The sequence below is a fragment of the Bacillus sp. MYb209 genome (assembly GCF_002975175.1).
Taxonomy (GTDB): domain Bacteria; phylum Bacillota; class Bacilli; order Bacillales; family Bacillaceae_G; genus Bacillus_A.
The window spans coordinates 77,212-90,765 of the sequence record NZ_PCNZ01000012.1 but is presented as its reverse complement, the minus strand read 5'-3'; the positions used below and the strand labels follow the sequence as shown (position 1 = coordinate 90,765).

Here is a 13,554-nt window from a genome sequence, read left to right as displayed (position 1 = left end):
TTAAAATGGTTACAATGAATTTAGTACATACGTAACTTGTCTATTATTCATGTAAAAAGAGAGGAACTATTCCTCAATGTTTTCTTTCACTTGCATTTCTTTGATGATGGCCCAACCAGCCTTGTAATATGCTTGAAGGATCTTATCAATATCCTTTTGCGGTTTTGGCTCAGGAGCCACAACATGGACTTTCGTTTTTCCAAATTCATAAGTCGCTGCATATTCTTCTTGTTGGCTCATGGTGTCACCTCTTGAAGTGCTTTTTATATGTTTATGCGACGAATCTGTTGGTACTGCCATGTTAGTTGATGGCATTTTCTCACCTGCTTTCTAAGTGGAAGTATAAGATTCTTGTACTTATATGCATCAAATTAAATCTTTTACATCACACCCAAGAATAGCAGCTAACCTTATAGCTTTTTCAAGATTTGGATTACTATAGCCATTTTCCCAATTACTTATTGTAGATTTTGTAACTTGCATTCTACCTGCAAGATCTTGTTGCGTTAACTTACTTTTTTTCCTGGTTCTAATTAACTTGATATTTTTGTTCACTGTCTCGCTCCTTGTATAAGTTATTTGTACTTTCATTATAAGTATAAGATTCTTGTACGTCAACACATTTGTACAATATTCTTGTACAAAGTTTAATATTTCATTTGTATAAGGTACAATATCTTTGTACTTTTATTAACGGGAGGTGCTAAAAGTGTTGAAACAAAGATTAAAAGAAACACGTAAAATACGTCAACTTACTCAACAAGAATTAGCCAATAAAGTAAATACCACTAAGGGCACCATTAGTAACTATGAGAACGGACATAGCACTCCCTCAAACGAAATGCTAAAAGATTTAGCTAATGTTTTAGGAGTAACAACAGATTATTTATTAGGAAGAGAAGATGAATCAAGAGTATCCAATACACTTCCTGACTTAACAAAAAAAGATAGTCGTGATATTGCACGTGACTTAGAAAAAACATTAAAGGATTTAGAAAACAGTGATGAAGCGTTAATGTTTGATGGAGAACCAATAGACGACCATACAAAAGAAATGATTCGTATTTCTCTGGAAAACTCAATGCGCATGGCAAAACAATTAGCAAAACAAAAATTCACTCCAAACAAGTATAAAAAAGATTGAACGGAGCGAGAAATGGAAATTAAAGAATACGCACTCAAAATCGCAGAAAAACATGAAACAACAAATCCGTTTGAAATTGCTAGACGAAAAAATATTATAGTGTTGTTTGAAGACCTTGGGAATACTCTTGGTTTTTACAACACATACAAACGCTTTAAATTCATTCATATTAATAATCAAATCGACGAAACTACTCAACGTTTTGTGTGTGCTCATGAACTTGGACATGCCCTATTACACCCAAAAGCAAATACTCCATTTTTAAGAAATAAAACGCTGTATTCTGTAGATCGATTAGAAATTGAAGCAAATACATTTGCAGTCGAACTTCTATTATCTGATGAAATGATTTCTGAATATCAGAATACTAATCTATCAATTCAAGAAATAGCAGAAATTCATGGCGTTCCAAGGGATTTTGCTCGTTTAAAAAATTTGTTACTGTACAATAATCATTTACGTTGAAATTATTACTTAATTGATGCGATAGTTATTAAGTACAGGTATATCAAGTCATTTATACAAGCAATTGCTAGATTTATATCGTAACTCTAAATCAAAAACTTAAGGAGTTGTGAAATTACTATGGATAAATTTATTGGACCAATTATTACTTTACTAATTGCCCTGATAACTAATGCTATTGCATTCTATCAATTTCGCATTAAATTTAAAACTTTCAACGAATTTGACAAATTGTTCCTGAATAAATCTGAACAAAAAAAACTTACTGATTTTCAATTCCTTTCCGATTGGTTTCTATTGTTCTTTGCAATGTATTTAATGCCATTAATTGCATTCTATCAATTTGAAAAACCATCCCATAATTGGAGTTTATACCTAGGGACGTTTGGGCTGCTATTTATGATGATTTCTATATGCTGTTTCGTACCCGTTTTTATTTACGCTTTTCAAAAAGACTTGCCGGTACAAAAATATTCTAAAGCCCGCAAATGGGGATTGGCGAATATGATATTAAGTTTAATTTGGTTCTATCCTATTTCCTATTTAGTGGTTACTAGTAAGAGTTGGCTTGCAATGCCTGCTATAATTTTATTTGCTCTTTTGTATAGTTTATTTTTAAACTTAGTTGCAAATCAAACAAAAAAGAAACCTTCTTCAGTGAGAATATCTAGTAGATATTCTCACTGAAGAAGAATTAAAACAAACTCCATTAATCCACGCTTATATTATCGATGATAAAAAATCAGTTTTATATCATGGTGGGGACCTCTCTAGAAAAACTTTTTATGTTTGCGATTTTTCTTCAAAAATATATTTAAGGTATACTCCATTTCAAGAACTCGATATAAACACAAATGAATTGAGAACAGAGAACGTTTCCCAGTGATTCAAAAACAACTTATACACAATAATTAACATAAAAACAAAAGGGGCGCCTCCCTTAAGAGGCCTTTCTTTTATTAATTATCATATTTATTTCTTCACAATGTTTGTTTTTCATATAATACATATTATTGAGGAGGTACTACTATGAAAACCGCGATCTACCTAAGAAAATCCCGTGCCGATCTCGAAGCCGAAGCACGTGGCGAAGGCGAAACTTTAGCAAAGCACCGCTCTACCCTGTTGAAAATTGCCAAGGAAATGAACTTAAATATTTTAGCTGTCCGTGAGGAAATTGTTTCTGGTGAGAGCTTAGTGAAACGCCCTGAAATGTTGGCGCTACTTGAAGAAATTGAAGATAACAAATATGATGCTGTTCTTTGCATGGATATGGACCGTTTAGGTCGTGGTGGTATGAAAGAGCAAGGAATCATTTTAGAGACGTTTAAACGCTCGAATACGAAGATTATGACACCAAGGAAGACTTATGACCTTAATGATGAGTGGGATGAAGAATACAGCGAATTTGAAGCGTTTATGGCACGTAAGGAGTTAAAGATTATTACACGCCGTATGCAACGCGGTCGTATTGCTAGTGTAGAGGCTGGGAATTACCTTGGTACACATGCGCCCTTTGGATATGATATTCATCGTTTAAATAAGCGAGAGCGTACTTTAACGATGAATTCAGAAGAAGCTTCTGTTGTAAGAATGATATTTGATTGGTATGCAAATGAGGATATGGGCGCTAACGCAATCAGAAGCAAGTTAAATGATCTTGGCTACAAAAGTAAGTTAGGAAACGAATGGAACCCCTACAGTATCTTAGATATATTAAAAAACAATGTATACATCGGAAAAGTAACGTGGCAAAAACGAAAAGAAGTGAAACGTCCTGATGCTGTAAAGCGTAGTTGTGCAAGGCAAGATAAATCAGATTGGATTATTGCTGATGGAAAACATGAACCAATTATCTCAGAAAGTCTGTTTGAACAGGTACAAGATAAATTAAATTCAAGGTATCATGTTCCTTACAATACAAATGGAATTAAAAATCCACTGGCTGGTATTATTAAATGCGGTAAATGTGGTTACAGTATGGTCCAACGTTATCCGAAAAATAGAAAAGAAGCTATGGATTGTAAACACCGTGGCTGCGAAAACAAATCAAGCTATACTGAATTAATCGAGAAGCGTTTACTCGAGGCTTTAAAAGAATGGTATATCGATTATAAAGCTGATTTTGAAAAACATAAGCAAGATGACAAATTGAAAGAAACGCAAGTTATTCAAATGAATGAAGTTGCATTACGTAAGTTGGAAAAAGAATTAGTGGATGTCCAAAAACAAAAAAATAATTTACATGATTTATTAGAGCGTGGCGTTTACACTGTCGATATGTTTTTAGAACGTTCGAATGTAATTTCCGATCGTATTAATGAAATTACTTCAACGATGGAAAACTTAAAGAAAGAAATTAAAACCGAAATTAAAAAGGAAAAAGTAAAGAAAGATACAATTCCTCAAGTGGAACATGTTCTTGATCTATACTTCAAAACAGATGATCCAAAAAAGAAAAACAGCCTCCTAAAATCAGTTTTAGAAAAGGCTGTTTATAAGAAAGAAAAGTGGCAAAGACTTGATGATTTCGAACTTGTGCTTTACCCTAAGCTCCCTCAAGATGGCGACATATAAGCGTTCGTGCTTTGTCGTCACCTTGTTGGTGTAATTAGATTTACCCCATTAAGTCCTAAAGCATCATTCGTCGAAACAGCTAACACAACAGGCTTTCCATTTCTAAGCGTTGCTTTTGCTGCCATTAATACTGGAGAGTCTGTCATTGCATTTGCAAATTTACTCATAGAATTTCCTGTTAGCGGTGCAATTACCATGCAATCTAGCGGGATTTTGGGTCCGAGTGGTTCTGCTCCGACAATTGAATTAATTGCTTTAAACCCTGTTATTTCTTCGATCTTTTTAATCCATTCTTCCCCTTCGCCAAATCTAGTATTTGTTGATTGGACAGTATAAGAAACAACGGGACGTACTTCTGCACCTTCTGCAATTAACTTCTCTAAATGTGGCATAACTTCTTCATACGTACAATGTGAACCTGTAAATCCGAAACCAATTCGTTTCCCCTTCAAACTCATTTCTCATCCTCCTCCTTTGCGATTGCATCTGCTATTAATAACTGAGAAAGAACATTCGCTAATATTTGTCCTGCTGTTTTTGGTGCAACAATCCCAGGAAGACCAGGTGCTAATAGTGCCTTCACTCCACGCTTCTCCGCATAGCGAAAGTCCGTGCCACCTGGCTTAGAAGCTAAATCAATAACTAACGTGTGAGCTGGCATTTTTGAAATAACATTCGCTGTCACAACGAGATGCGGAATTGTGTTAATCACAATATCGATATTGCCTACTTCTTTCTCTATGTCTTGCATATGAAAAGGAGAAAACATCATTTCTGTAATACGAGCAATATGTTCCGAACGTCTCGCTCCAACTTTGACATGTGCTCCTAATGATTGAAAGGCTCTTGCAACACTCATACCAGTTCTACCAAATCCTAAAACCATTACATTCGATCCATGAATTGTGTAATCAGTATGTTGAATAACCATCATTAGTGTACCTTCTACGGTCGGAATAGAGTTATAGATTGCAACATCATCACGATCAAATAATTTTACAAGTTTGCGATTTGTAGTAGATACGAGATTTTCCAAGTAAGGTGTACCAATACCTGAATATATAGTAAAGTTTTCTGGCGTCTTTTCAATTTGTTCTTTCGTTATGGAAACTTTTTCATTTGAAAAAATAGTATCTACTTCTCCTTTGGCATTCGTCCCTGCAACCGGCAAAATAATCGCATCTAAAGAAGTGAAATTTAAATCTTGTATACTTTCCTTTGCTGCCCCTGTGAAGCCATGATCTAACTGTTCAAACCCTATTAATGAAAGTTTCGCGTCCAGTTCGACTAGCTTGCGAATTACTTCTAGCTGCCGCGCATCTCCTCCTATGACAGCAATATGCATCTCAGTCAACATCCCCTAATTCACCTTCTTTTTCTTTCATTTATAAGAAAAATGCCTACTTTTTCTTTTTCCTCCACATCATATGTAATGTACGAGTTTGAGGTGATTGAAAAACAAAAAGCACACGTGATTTATCTTCTTTATATAAAGATAAAAAAAGACAACCAAAATGGTCATCTTTCACTACGATCTTGAATGGTTCGTAAGATCACACAGTATCATATCATTTCCCACCTTCTTAATTTTGCTCCATTCTACTCTCACTTCTTGCTGTTCTCTTTTAAAACCTCCCCATTTCCCAGCAGGTATAACAAGCGCTTGTATTTGTCCATCTCTCTCATCAATTTCTAAATCTGCATGACCTAAAACTCCCATTTTTTCTGCTCTTTCTAAATCCACAATCTCTTTACCACTTAATTCACTTAAACGCATTAAATCTCCCCCTATCCTATTTTTCATGAAGGTTATCCTATAATAAGTACCTATTCTGCATATACAAAAAAAATAACCGTATCTCATATAAAAGAGATACGGTTATTTCCGAAAGCGAATGAATTACAAAATCGATTAAAGTTTCATTCCTTTTGGCAGTTTTCCATCTGGACTAATAAGTGCCGCAGAGAATTCATCGGTAAACATATTGCGAATTAACTCGTCTACATTTTGCTTTGTTACAGTGTTTACACTTTCAATAATCTCATCAAGAGAACGATGTTTACGAAGAAGCAATTCGTTTTTACCATTACGGCTCATACGACTATTCGTACTTTCTAAACTTAACATTAAGTTCCCTTTTAATTGTTCTTTACTGTTAACAAGCTCTTTTTCTGTAATACCTGTATTTTTCAACGTATTTAACGTTTCTTGCATTGTTTCATACAGTGTATCTAATTGTTTACTACCTGTTCCACCGTAAAGTGTTAACATTCCTGTATCTTCATAAGAAGAGTGATAAGAGAATACTGAGTACGCCAATCCACGTTGCTCACGTACTTCTTGGAATAAACGGCTACTCATACTACCGCCTAAAACATTATTTAATACAATTAAGTTATAAATATCTTCGTGTCCCATTTGTAAGCCTTTATATCCTAAACATAAATGCGCTTGTTCTGTTTCCTTCTTACGTGCTACTTTATTGAAATGGAAAATTGGGCTATGTACTTGTTCACGATTTGTTGTTCCTTCGTAACTACCGAAATATTGCTCTACAGTTTGTAAAAATGCTTCATCAATATTCCCTGCAATTGATACAACAACATTTTCAGGTGTGTAATGATCTTTCATATATTGGCGTAACGTATCACCTGTAAATGTTTCAAGCGTTTCTTCTGTTCCTAAAATAGGATATCCAAGCGGATGCGTTTCATATGTTGCTTTCGTTAACATATCATGTACAATATCATCTGGCGCATCTTCGTACATTTTTATTTCTTCACATACAACATTCTTCTCTTTTTTCAGTTCTTCCTCATCAAATGTTGAATTAAAGAACATATCTGCTAAAACATCTAACGCGTATTTAGCATGCTCATCTAGCACTTTCGCATAGTAACATGTATATTCTTTTGAAGTAAAAGCATTTACTTGTCCACCAATGCTATCAAATGATTCTGCAATCTCTCTTGCACTTCGCGTTTCTGTCCCTTTAAAGAACATATGTTCCAAAAAGTGTGAAACCCCATTATTTTTTTCATTTTCATTTCTTGAACCTGCGTGGATCCATATACCAATCGCAACCGAGCGTACAGTTGGTATATTCTCCATAACAATTCTTACACCATTTTTACACGTATATTTTTTAATCAAAAACTTTCCTCCTAATGCCAGTTTCTCTAAATAATTGCTATTATTTAATGATAACAAGTTTAGAGTTGAATGTCATGCAAATGTATTTAATCCACACGTTTTTCATCTAGTAATTCTGTAATATTCCCCACTTTATATCCTTGTTCCTTTAAATTTTTAATCATAGTATCTAGCGCTTCTGTTGTAGATGAAGTAGGATGCATTAGCACAATAGCACCTGGATGTATTTTTCGCATTACTCTCTGCAATAGCACACCCGGTTCTGGCCGCTTCCAATCAATTGTATCTACAGTCCACATAATCGTCCCCATTTGGAAATCATCTGCTATTTTTACTACCTCATCTCGAAAGCTTCCGCTTGGTGGAGCAAACCATCTCACTTTCTGATTCGTAGCCGCTTCTATCATTCGATTCGTTTTTTGTAATTGCTCTCGTATTTCATCTGAAGATAGCGTTTTCATATTGGGGTGTGTGTAAGAATGATTTCCTACTTCTTGATTTGCATCGACAATCATTTTGGCAAATCGTAAGTTTTCTTTCACCCAGCGTCCTTCTAAAAAGAAAGTCGCCTTCACATCATGTTTTTTCAATATCTCTAATATACGTGGCAAATACTCATTACCCCAGGCCACATTAATTGTTAATCCCACCATTTTTTTATTTGGATGTCCTCGATAAATGGGAGCCGGTGGTAAATCTTCTAAGTGAATACTCGGCGATACTTCCTTAAATTCAAGTTGTTTTTGATCAAACTTCTTGATTTTCTTCATATTATTATAGGACGCTTCTATATCCACTTGTTTTCCATTATACCCAGGCATCGCCTTCCAAATCTTATCAATCATCGCATTTTGCGGCATAATCTCGTACTGTTTTGCATGTTTTTGAATCTCTTCATGCAAGTTATCCTGCGCAAAAACGGAATAAGAGCCAAAACCCACATATAAAGAAAATATAAATATGTACGCTAATATACGAGCTTTCATATAAACCCTCCCATTAACTATAAAAAAGAAACCATTTTCTTCTTATCTTTGTTAATTTGAGCGTTATGATGAAAACTATACCTATACTCACATAAAAATCTAAATGAATCACATTTTTTACATAACAAAAAAAGCCAGCTAAACTGGCTTTCACTTATTGTTGTTCTTGTGCGTTTTCTTCTTTAGCGTTTTCTTCTTTAGCTGCTTCTTTTTCTTGCTCTTCTTTTAGCAATACTTTTCTAGATAAGTTTACACGACCTTGTTTGTCAATCTCGATAACTTTAACTGAAATCTCATCATCGATTTTCACAACATCTTCTACCTTACCTACACGCTCAAGTGCAAGTTCAGAGATGTGAACAAGTCCATCTTTACCGCTAAATAATTCAACGAACGCACCGAATTTTTCAACACGTTTAACTTTTCCTAAGTAGATTTCGCCTACTTGTACTTCGCGAACGATATCTTCGATAATTTTCTTCGCTTTTTCATTCATCTCTTGATTAATTGATGAAATGAATACTGTACCATCTTGCTCGATGTCAATTTTAACGCCAGTTTCTTCAATGATTTTATTAATTTGTTTACCACTTGGTCCAATAACATCACGAATTTTATCTGGGTTAATTGTCATTGTAATAATCTTTGGAGCATACGCAGATAACTCAATGCGAGGTTCAGCGATAACAGATAACATGTGATCTAGAATGTGCATACGACCAACTTTCGCTTGTTGTAATGCTTCTTCTAAAATCTCACGAGATAAACCATCGATTTTAATGTCCATTTGTAGTGCAGTTACACCTTTTGCAGTACCTGCTACTTTAAAGTCCATATCACCTAAATGGTCTTCCATTCCTTGAATATCTGTTAATATTGTGTAATGCTCACCAGATTTCACTAGACCCATTGCAATACCAGCAACTGGTGCTTTAAGTGGTACACCCGCATCCATCATCGCTAATGTACTACCGCAAATACTCGCTTGTGAAGTAGAACCATTTGATTCTAATACTTCAGATACAAGACGAACTGTATATGGGAAATCCTTTTCAGATGGAATTACAGGTTCAAGAGCACGTTCTCCTAGTGCACCGTGACCAATTTCACGACGACCTGGTCCACGCATTGGTCTTGTTTCACCAACACTAAATGAAGGGAAATTATAATGGTGCATAAAGCGTTTTGACTCTTCTACACCTAGACCATCTAAAATTTGCACATCGCCTAATGCACCTAATGTACAAATACTTAATGCTTGCGTTTGTCCACGTGTGAATAGACCAGAACCATGTGTACGAGATAAAAGGCCAACCTCTGATGCTAAAGGACGAATTTCATCACCTTTACGACCATCTGGGCGGATTTTTTCAACTGTAATAAGACGACGTACTTCTTCTTTTACAATTTTATATAAAATCTCACTTACTTGTCCTAATGTATCAGCATCAGCTTCCTCAGCTTCGTAATGCTCAATTACACGCTTTTTCACTACGCTAATTGCATCTTCACGTGCATGTTTTTCGTGCACTTGAATTGCAGAATGCATATCTGTCTCAGCCATTTCACGTACAGCTTGGTTCAAAACAGCATCCACTTCATAAAGTTTCACTGCTGTTTTCTCTTTACCGACAGCTTGTACAATCTCTTCTTGGAATGCAATTAGACGTTTAATTTCATCGTGTCCAAACATAATTGCTTCTAACATTGTTTCTTCAGGTACTTGATCCGCTCCTGCTTCAACCATGTTAATTGCATCTTTCGTACCAGCTACAACAAGGTGCATATCACTTTGTTCTTGCTGTTCAACTGTTGGATTAATAACGAACTCGCCATTAATACGACCAACTGTCGCACCTGCGATTGGACCTTCAAATGGAATATCTGAAATAGATAATGCTAATGAAGAACCAAGCATAGCTGCCATCTCAGAAGAACAGTCTTGATCAACACTCATTACGATGCTGACAACTTGTACTTCATTACGGAAACCATCTGCGAAAAGTGGACGGATTGGACGGTCAATTAAACGACTTGCTAAAATTGCTTTTTCACTTGGACGGCCTTCGCGCTTAATAAAACCGCCTGGGATTTTTCCAACTGCATATAAACGCTCTTCATAGTTTACTGTAAGCGGGAAGAAATCTACATTTTTTGGCTCTTTTGATGCAGTTGCTGTAGATAGAACTGCTGTGTCGCCATATCTTACTAATACTGCTCCGTTTGCTTGTTTTGCAAGCTGACTTGTTTCAATTGTTAGCTGACGACCAGCTAAATCTATCGAGAAGACTTGCTTTTCCTGACTCATTTAAGTACCCCTCTCAATTTAAAATATTCAATTCTTCTATGTAAATGGATAGTATATCACAATATTCTTTCCTCTAGTATTGCCGAAAATTAAGTAAGCTATAAAGAGTAGAAGATATATTTTTACCTAACAAAAAAGCGGGAATATTCCCGCTTCTTTGACTATCGACGTAAGCCAAGCTTTGTGATTAATTCACGGTAACGCGTGATATCGCTATTACGAAGGTAAGTAAGTAAGTTACGACGTTTACCAACCATCTTTAATAGACCACGACGTGAATGATGATCCTTCTTGTGAGTACGTAAGTGCTCGTTTAGAGTGTTAATTTGCTCCGTTAGGACAGCAATTTGAACCTCTGGAGAACCAGTATCAGTCTCATGAGTTCTAAATTGTGCAATGATTTCATTTTTACGCTCTTGTGTTAAAGCCATCCTATTTCACCTCCTAATAATTAAACCCCCAGTTACCTAGCAAGCATCGGTGAGTCGCAATGCCAAGTAATGGTTGTCATAAAGTACATAACATAGAATACTACTTTTCATTTGAAAAAGCAAGTATATTCTTTACGCTCGCAAAATATTCTTGGGCAATCTTTTTATCTTGAGCGATTTGCGCAACTAACTCATCAATTCCATTAAACTTTTTTTCTTCTCTTATACGCATGTGCCACTCCACTGTAACACTTTGATCGTATATGTCTTTATTAAATTCAAATAGATGCACTTCAATAGATAATTGACGCTCATTCTCTTTGAAAGTTGGTTTATATCCGATATTACATACACCATCATGCCATTCATCATGAACCTTCAACCTTACCGCATATACACCTACAGGTGGCAACAGATATTCATCACTTAAACCTACATTTGCAGTTGGAAAACCAATTTGACGTCCACGCTTATCACCGTGTACAACTGTTCCTTCTACCGTGTAAGCTCTCCCTAAAATAGATGGAATTTGTTCCATTTCACCGTTTCGAATTAACTTTCGTAATGAAGTAGAACTTACTTTTTCTTCTTGATATTCAACTTTTTCGATCACGGTCTGTGTAAACTCCCCTCTTGCATGAAATGGTAAAGTCTCCATCTTCCCTTTTCCTAAACGTCCATATGAATAATCAAAGCCTGCTACTACATGCTTTACATTTAAACCAATAATATACTCATCGACAAACTGTTGTGGCAATAATCCAGCAAATGGCTCATCGAATTTCACCACATATAAGATATCAATTCCTAAACTTGCGATGATTTCTTCTTTAAGGCGCATCGGTGTAATATACTCCACATGCGCTTCTTTTTTTCCTAATACAACAGATGGGTGTGGATGGAACGTCATGACAGCACTTTTACATCCTCTTTCATCCGCTATTTTTTTCGCTGTTCGAATCACACGTTGATGTCCTAAATGAATGCCATCAAAATATCCTAATGCCATTACAGTAGGTGGTAATTCTATTGTATTTTGTTCATGTGGATGAGTTAAATGAATAAGTTTCACGCTTGAATTCACCTTTTTCTGTAATAATCCTTCCAATAATTCATTATAGCTTTAGTTCTTGATTATTCACAAGTACTTTCATTGGCTTTAGCATGCCAGGGTGTTTTGGGTGATGCTCATAAATTGCTAAGCAACGATCATTTTTATCAAATACTGTAATAAATGGTGCTGTTGTTCCTAATTCATTCTTTAAGAACATACCGTTCTTTATTTTTTCAGCTTGCTTTTCATCTACAACCATTTTTGGAAACTTACTTAGCGCCTCATCAATTGAGATGAAAATAGACTCTACTGTTCCATTTTGCACGTTTTCTTCAATTTCTTCAAATGATATGCAATCTTCTAGTAAAAATTCACCAGATGCTGTTCTTACAAGGTGAGACATATGTGATGGAAATCCAAGTTTTTCACCAATCATTACTGCTAGCGTTCTTACATATGTTCCTTTACTACACGTTACACGGAAACGAAATGAAATGTTTTCCCCTTCAAAAACTTCACGTTCATCAAGTAATACAAATTCATGAATTGTAATTGTACGAACTGGACGTTCAACTTCTTGTCCTGCCCTTGCATATTCGTATAGTTTTTTCCCGTTAACTTTTACAGCAGAGAACATCGGTGGCATTTGTTCAATTGTCCCTGTTAGTTCCGCTAGTACCTCTTCTACTTCTTTACGTGTAATGACACGATTTACATCTTGTTTCTCCACAACTTCACCAGAAGCATCTTCTGTTGTTGTTGAAAACCCTAATGTCACTTCACCTTCGTATGTTTTTGTTTCACTTGTTAAAAATTGCGCAATTTTCGTTGCACGCCCTACGCAAATAGGTAATACTCCTGTTACATCTGGATCCAGTGTCCCTGTATGACCAATTCGTTTCTCACGCAATATCTTTCTTAATTTGAACACACAATCATGTGATGTCATTCCCTTTGGCTTATGTAATAATACTACACCTTCCATATATTCACCTCATCGTTATTCTTTTGTAGTAATTGTAATTATGCAAAACTTATTTTACATTGAAAAAATGGATAGACAAATGTCTATCCATTATTCTTCACGTTTACCGTCTTTATTAATTTCATGTAAAAGTGTATCAATTCGATGACCATATCCGATAGACTCATCAAACTCAAAGGAAATTTCCGGTGTTTTACGAAGACGAATACGTTGGCCAATTTCTGAACGAATAAAGCCTTTTGCCTTCGCTAAACCTTTTAATGTATTTTCTTTCTGTTCTTCGTCACCTAAAACAGAAATATATACTTTAGCAATTTGTAAATCTCCACTTACTTGTACATCTGTTACTGTAACAAATCCAATACGTGGGTCTTTAATTTTACGACTGATAATGTCGCCTAATTCTTTTTTCATTTGCTCGCCCACACGGTTCGCACGTAATTTCATAAC

General features: G+C 35.5%; 15 protein-coding genes and 1 pseudogene. 4 read left to right on the top strand and 12 right to left on the bottom strand.

The annotated features are described in order from the left end of the window. Positions 1-66 precede the first annotated feature (66 nt). Positions 67-315, bottom strand: a complete 249-nt coding sequence (locus CQZ94_RS18055; protein ID WP_105586461.1) for a hypothetical protein — start codon at positions 313-315, stop codon at positions 67-69. A 51-nt stretch (positions 316-366) separates the two neighbouring features. Further along, on the bottom strand, positions 367-555 hold the full coding sequence (locus CQZ94_RS18050) for a helix-turn-helix transcriptional regulator (protein WP_001038783.1): 189 nt from the start codon (positions 553-555) through the stop codon (positions 367-369). 154 nt (positions 556-709) lie between these two features. Here CQZ94_RS18050 and CQZ94_RS18045 point away from each other — a divergent pair, with 154 nt between their 5' ends. The 4 genes from CQZ94_RS18045 (at position 710) to CQZ94_RS18030 (ending at position 4,186) form a co-directional block, all read left to right on the top strand. After that, positions 710-1,144, top strand: coding sequence for a helix-turn-helix domain-containing protein (locus CQZ94_RS18045; protein WP_105586460.1), 435 nt, complete (start codon positions 710-712; stop codon positions 1,142-1,144). A 12-nt stretch (positions 1,145-1,156) separates the two neighbouring features. Further along, complete coding sequence (locus CQZ94_RS18040; protein WP_105586459.1) at positions 1,157-1,609, top strand: ImmA/IrrE family metallo-endopeptidase; 453 nt, start codon at positions 1,157-1,159, stop codon at positions 1,607-1,609. Between the two features lie 120 nt (positions 1,610-1,729). Then, on the top strand, positions 1,730-2,296 hold the full coding sequence (locus tag CQZ94_RS18035) for a hypothetical protein (protein WP_105586458.1): 567 nt from the start codon (positions 1,730-1,732) through the stop codon (positions 2,294-2,296). Between the two features lie 342 nt (positions 2,297-2,638). Then, positions 2,639-4,186: a recombinase family protein gene (locus CQZ94_RS18030; RefSeq protein WP_105586457.1), complete on the top strand. Its 1,548-nt coding sequence runs from the start codon at positions 2,639-2,641 to the stop codon at positions 4,184-4,186. Between the two features lie 32 nt (positions 4,187-4,218). On the opposite strand, the pseudogene dpaB reads toward CQZ94_RS18030, so the two are convergent. From dpaB to rbfA, 10 genes and pseudogenes are all read right to left on the bottom strand, one after another. Next, positions 4,219-4,644, bottom strand: a pseudogene (dpaB, locus tag CQZ94_RS18025) (dipicolinate synthase subunit B); the annotation flags it as partial. Then, positions 4,641-5,543: a dipicolinic acid synthetase subunit A gene (gene dpaA, locus CQZ94_RS18020; RefSeq protein ID WP_002160749.1), complete on the bottom strand. Its 903-nt coding sequence runs from the start codon at positions 5,541-5,543 to the stop codon at positions 4,641-4,643. The gene dpaA and the pseudogene dpaB, both read right to left, overlap by 4 nt. A 171-nt stretch (positions 5,544-5,714) precedes the next feature. Continuing rightward, positions 5,715-5,963, bottom strand: a complete 249-nt coding sequence (locus CQZ94_RS18015; RefSeq protein WP_105586456.1) for a YlmC/YmxH family sporulation protein — start codon at positions 5,961-5,963, stop codon at positions 5,715-5,717. A 135-nt stretch (positions 5,964-6,098) separates the two neighbouring features. After that, positions 6,099-7,340 (bottom strand): M16 family metallopeptidase, encoded by a 1,242-nt coding sequence (locus tag CQZ94_RS18010; protein WP_002088150.1) that lies wholly within the window; start codon positions 7,338-7,340, stop codon positions 6,099-6,101. Positions 7,341-7,426: 86 nt separating this feature from the next. Further along, positions 7,427-8,326 (bottom strand): polysaccharide deacetylase family protein, encoded by a 900-nt coding sequence (locus CQZ94_RS18005; RefSeq protein WP_105586455.1) that lies wholly within the window; start codon positions 8,324-8,326, stop codon positions 7,427-7,429. Positions 8,327-8,480: 154 nt separating this feature from the next. Then, positions 8,481-10,634, bottom strand: a complete 2,154-nt coding sequence (gene pnp, locus CQZ94_RS18000) for a polyribonucleotide nucleotidyltransferase (protein WP_105586454.1) — start codon at positions 10,632-10,634, stop codon at positions 8,481-8,483. A 161-nt stretch (positions 10,635-10,795) separates the two neighbouring features. Further along, positions 10,796-11,065: a 30S ribosomal protein S15 gene (gene rpsO, locus CQZ94_RS17995; RefSeq protein WP_001229392.1), complete on the bottom strand. Its 270-nt coding sequence runs from the start codon at positions 11,063-11,065 to the stop codon at positions 10,796-10,798. Positions 11,066-11,165: 100 nt separating this feature from the next. After that, positions 11,166-12,137, bottom strand: a complete 972-nt coding sequence (gene ribF / locus CQZ94_RS17990) for a bifunctional riboflavin kinase/FAD synthetase (protein WP_105586453.1) — start codon at positions 12,135-12,137, stop codon at positions 11,166-11,168. A 43-nt stretch (positions 12,138-12,180) separates the two neighbouring features. Beyond that, a complete protein-coding gene (gene truB / locus CQZ94_RS17985) occupies positions 12,181-13,104 on the bottom strand; it encodes a tRNA pseudouridine(55) synthase TruB (protein WP_105586452.1) in 924 nt (307 codons plus the stop codon). Between the two features lie 90 nt (positions 13,105-13,194). Then, positions 13,195-13,551, bottom strand: coding sequence for a 30S ribosome-binding factor RbfA (rbfA, locus tag CQZ94_RS17980; protein ID WP_002173084.1), 357 nt, complete (start codon positions 13,549-13,551; stop codon positions 13,195-13,197). Positions 13,552-13,554: the final 3 nt, after the last annotated feature.

Coding starts and splice junctions, on each gene's coding strand:
- CQZ94_RS18055 (WP_105586461.1), bottom strand. CDS start 315: ATGCCATCAACTAACATGGCAGTACCAACAGATTCGTCGCATAAACAT.
- CQZ94_RS18040 (WP_105586459.1), top strand. CDS start 1,157: ATGGAAATTAAAGAATACGCACTCAAAATCGCAGAAAAACATGAAACA.
- CQZ94_RS18035 (WP_105586458.1), top strand. CDS start 1,730: ATGGATAAATTTATTGGACCAATTATTACTTTACTAATTGCCCTGATA.
- CQZ94_RS18030 (WP_105586457.1), top strand. CDS start 2,639: ATGAAAACCGCGATCTACCTAAGAAAATCCCGTGCCGATCTCGAAGCC.
- dpaA (WP_002160749.1), bottom strand. CDS start 5,543: ATGTTGACTGAGATGCATATTGCTGTCATAGGAGGAGATGCGCGGCAG.
- CQZ94_RS18015 (WP_105586456.1), bottom strand. CDS start 5,963: ATGCGTTTAAGTGAATTAAGTGGTAAAGAGATTGTGGATTTAGAAAGA.
- CQZ94_RS18005 (WP_105586455.1), bottom strand. CDS start 8,326: ATGAAAGCTCGTATATTAGCGTACATATTTATATTTTCTTTATATGTG.
- pnp (WP_105586454.1), bottom strand. CDS start 10,634: ATGAGTCAGGAAAAGCAAGTCTTCTCGATAGATTTAGCTGGTCGTCAG.
- rpsO (WP_001229392.1), bottom strand. CDS start 11,065: ATGGCTTTAACACAAGAGCGTAAAAATGAAATCATTGCACAATTTAGA.
- truB (WP_105586452.1), bottom strand. CDS start 13,104: ATGGAAGGTGTAGTATTATTACATAAGCCAAAGGGAATGACATCACAT.
- rbfA (WP_002173084.1), bottom strand. CDS start 13,551: ATGAAATTACGTGCGAACCGTGTGGGCGAGCAAATGAAAAAAGAATTA.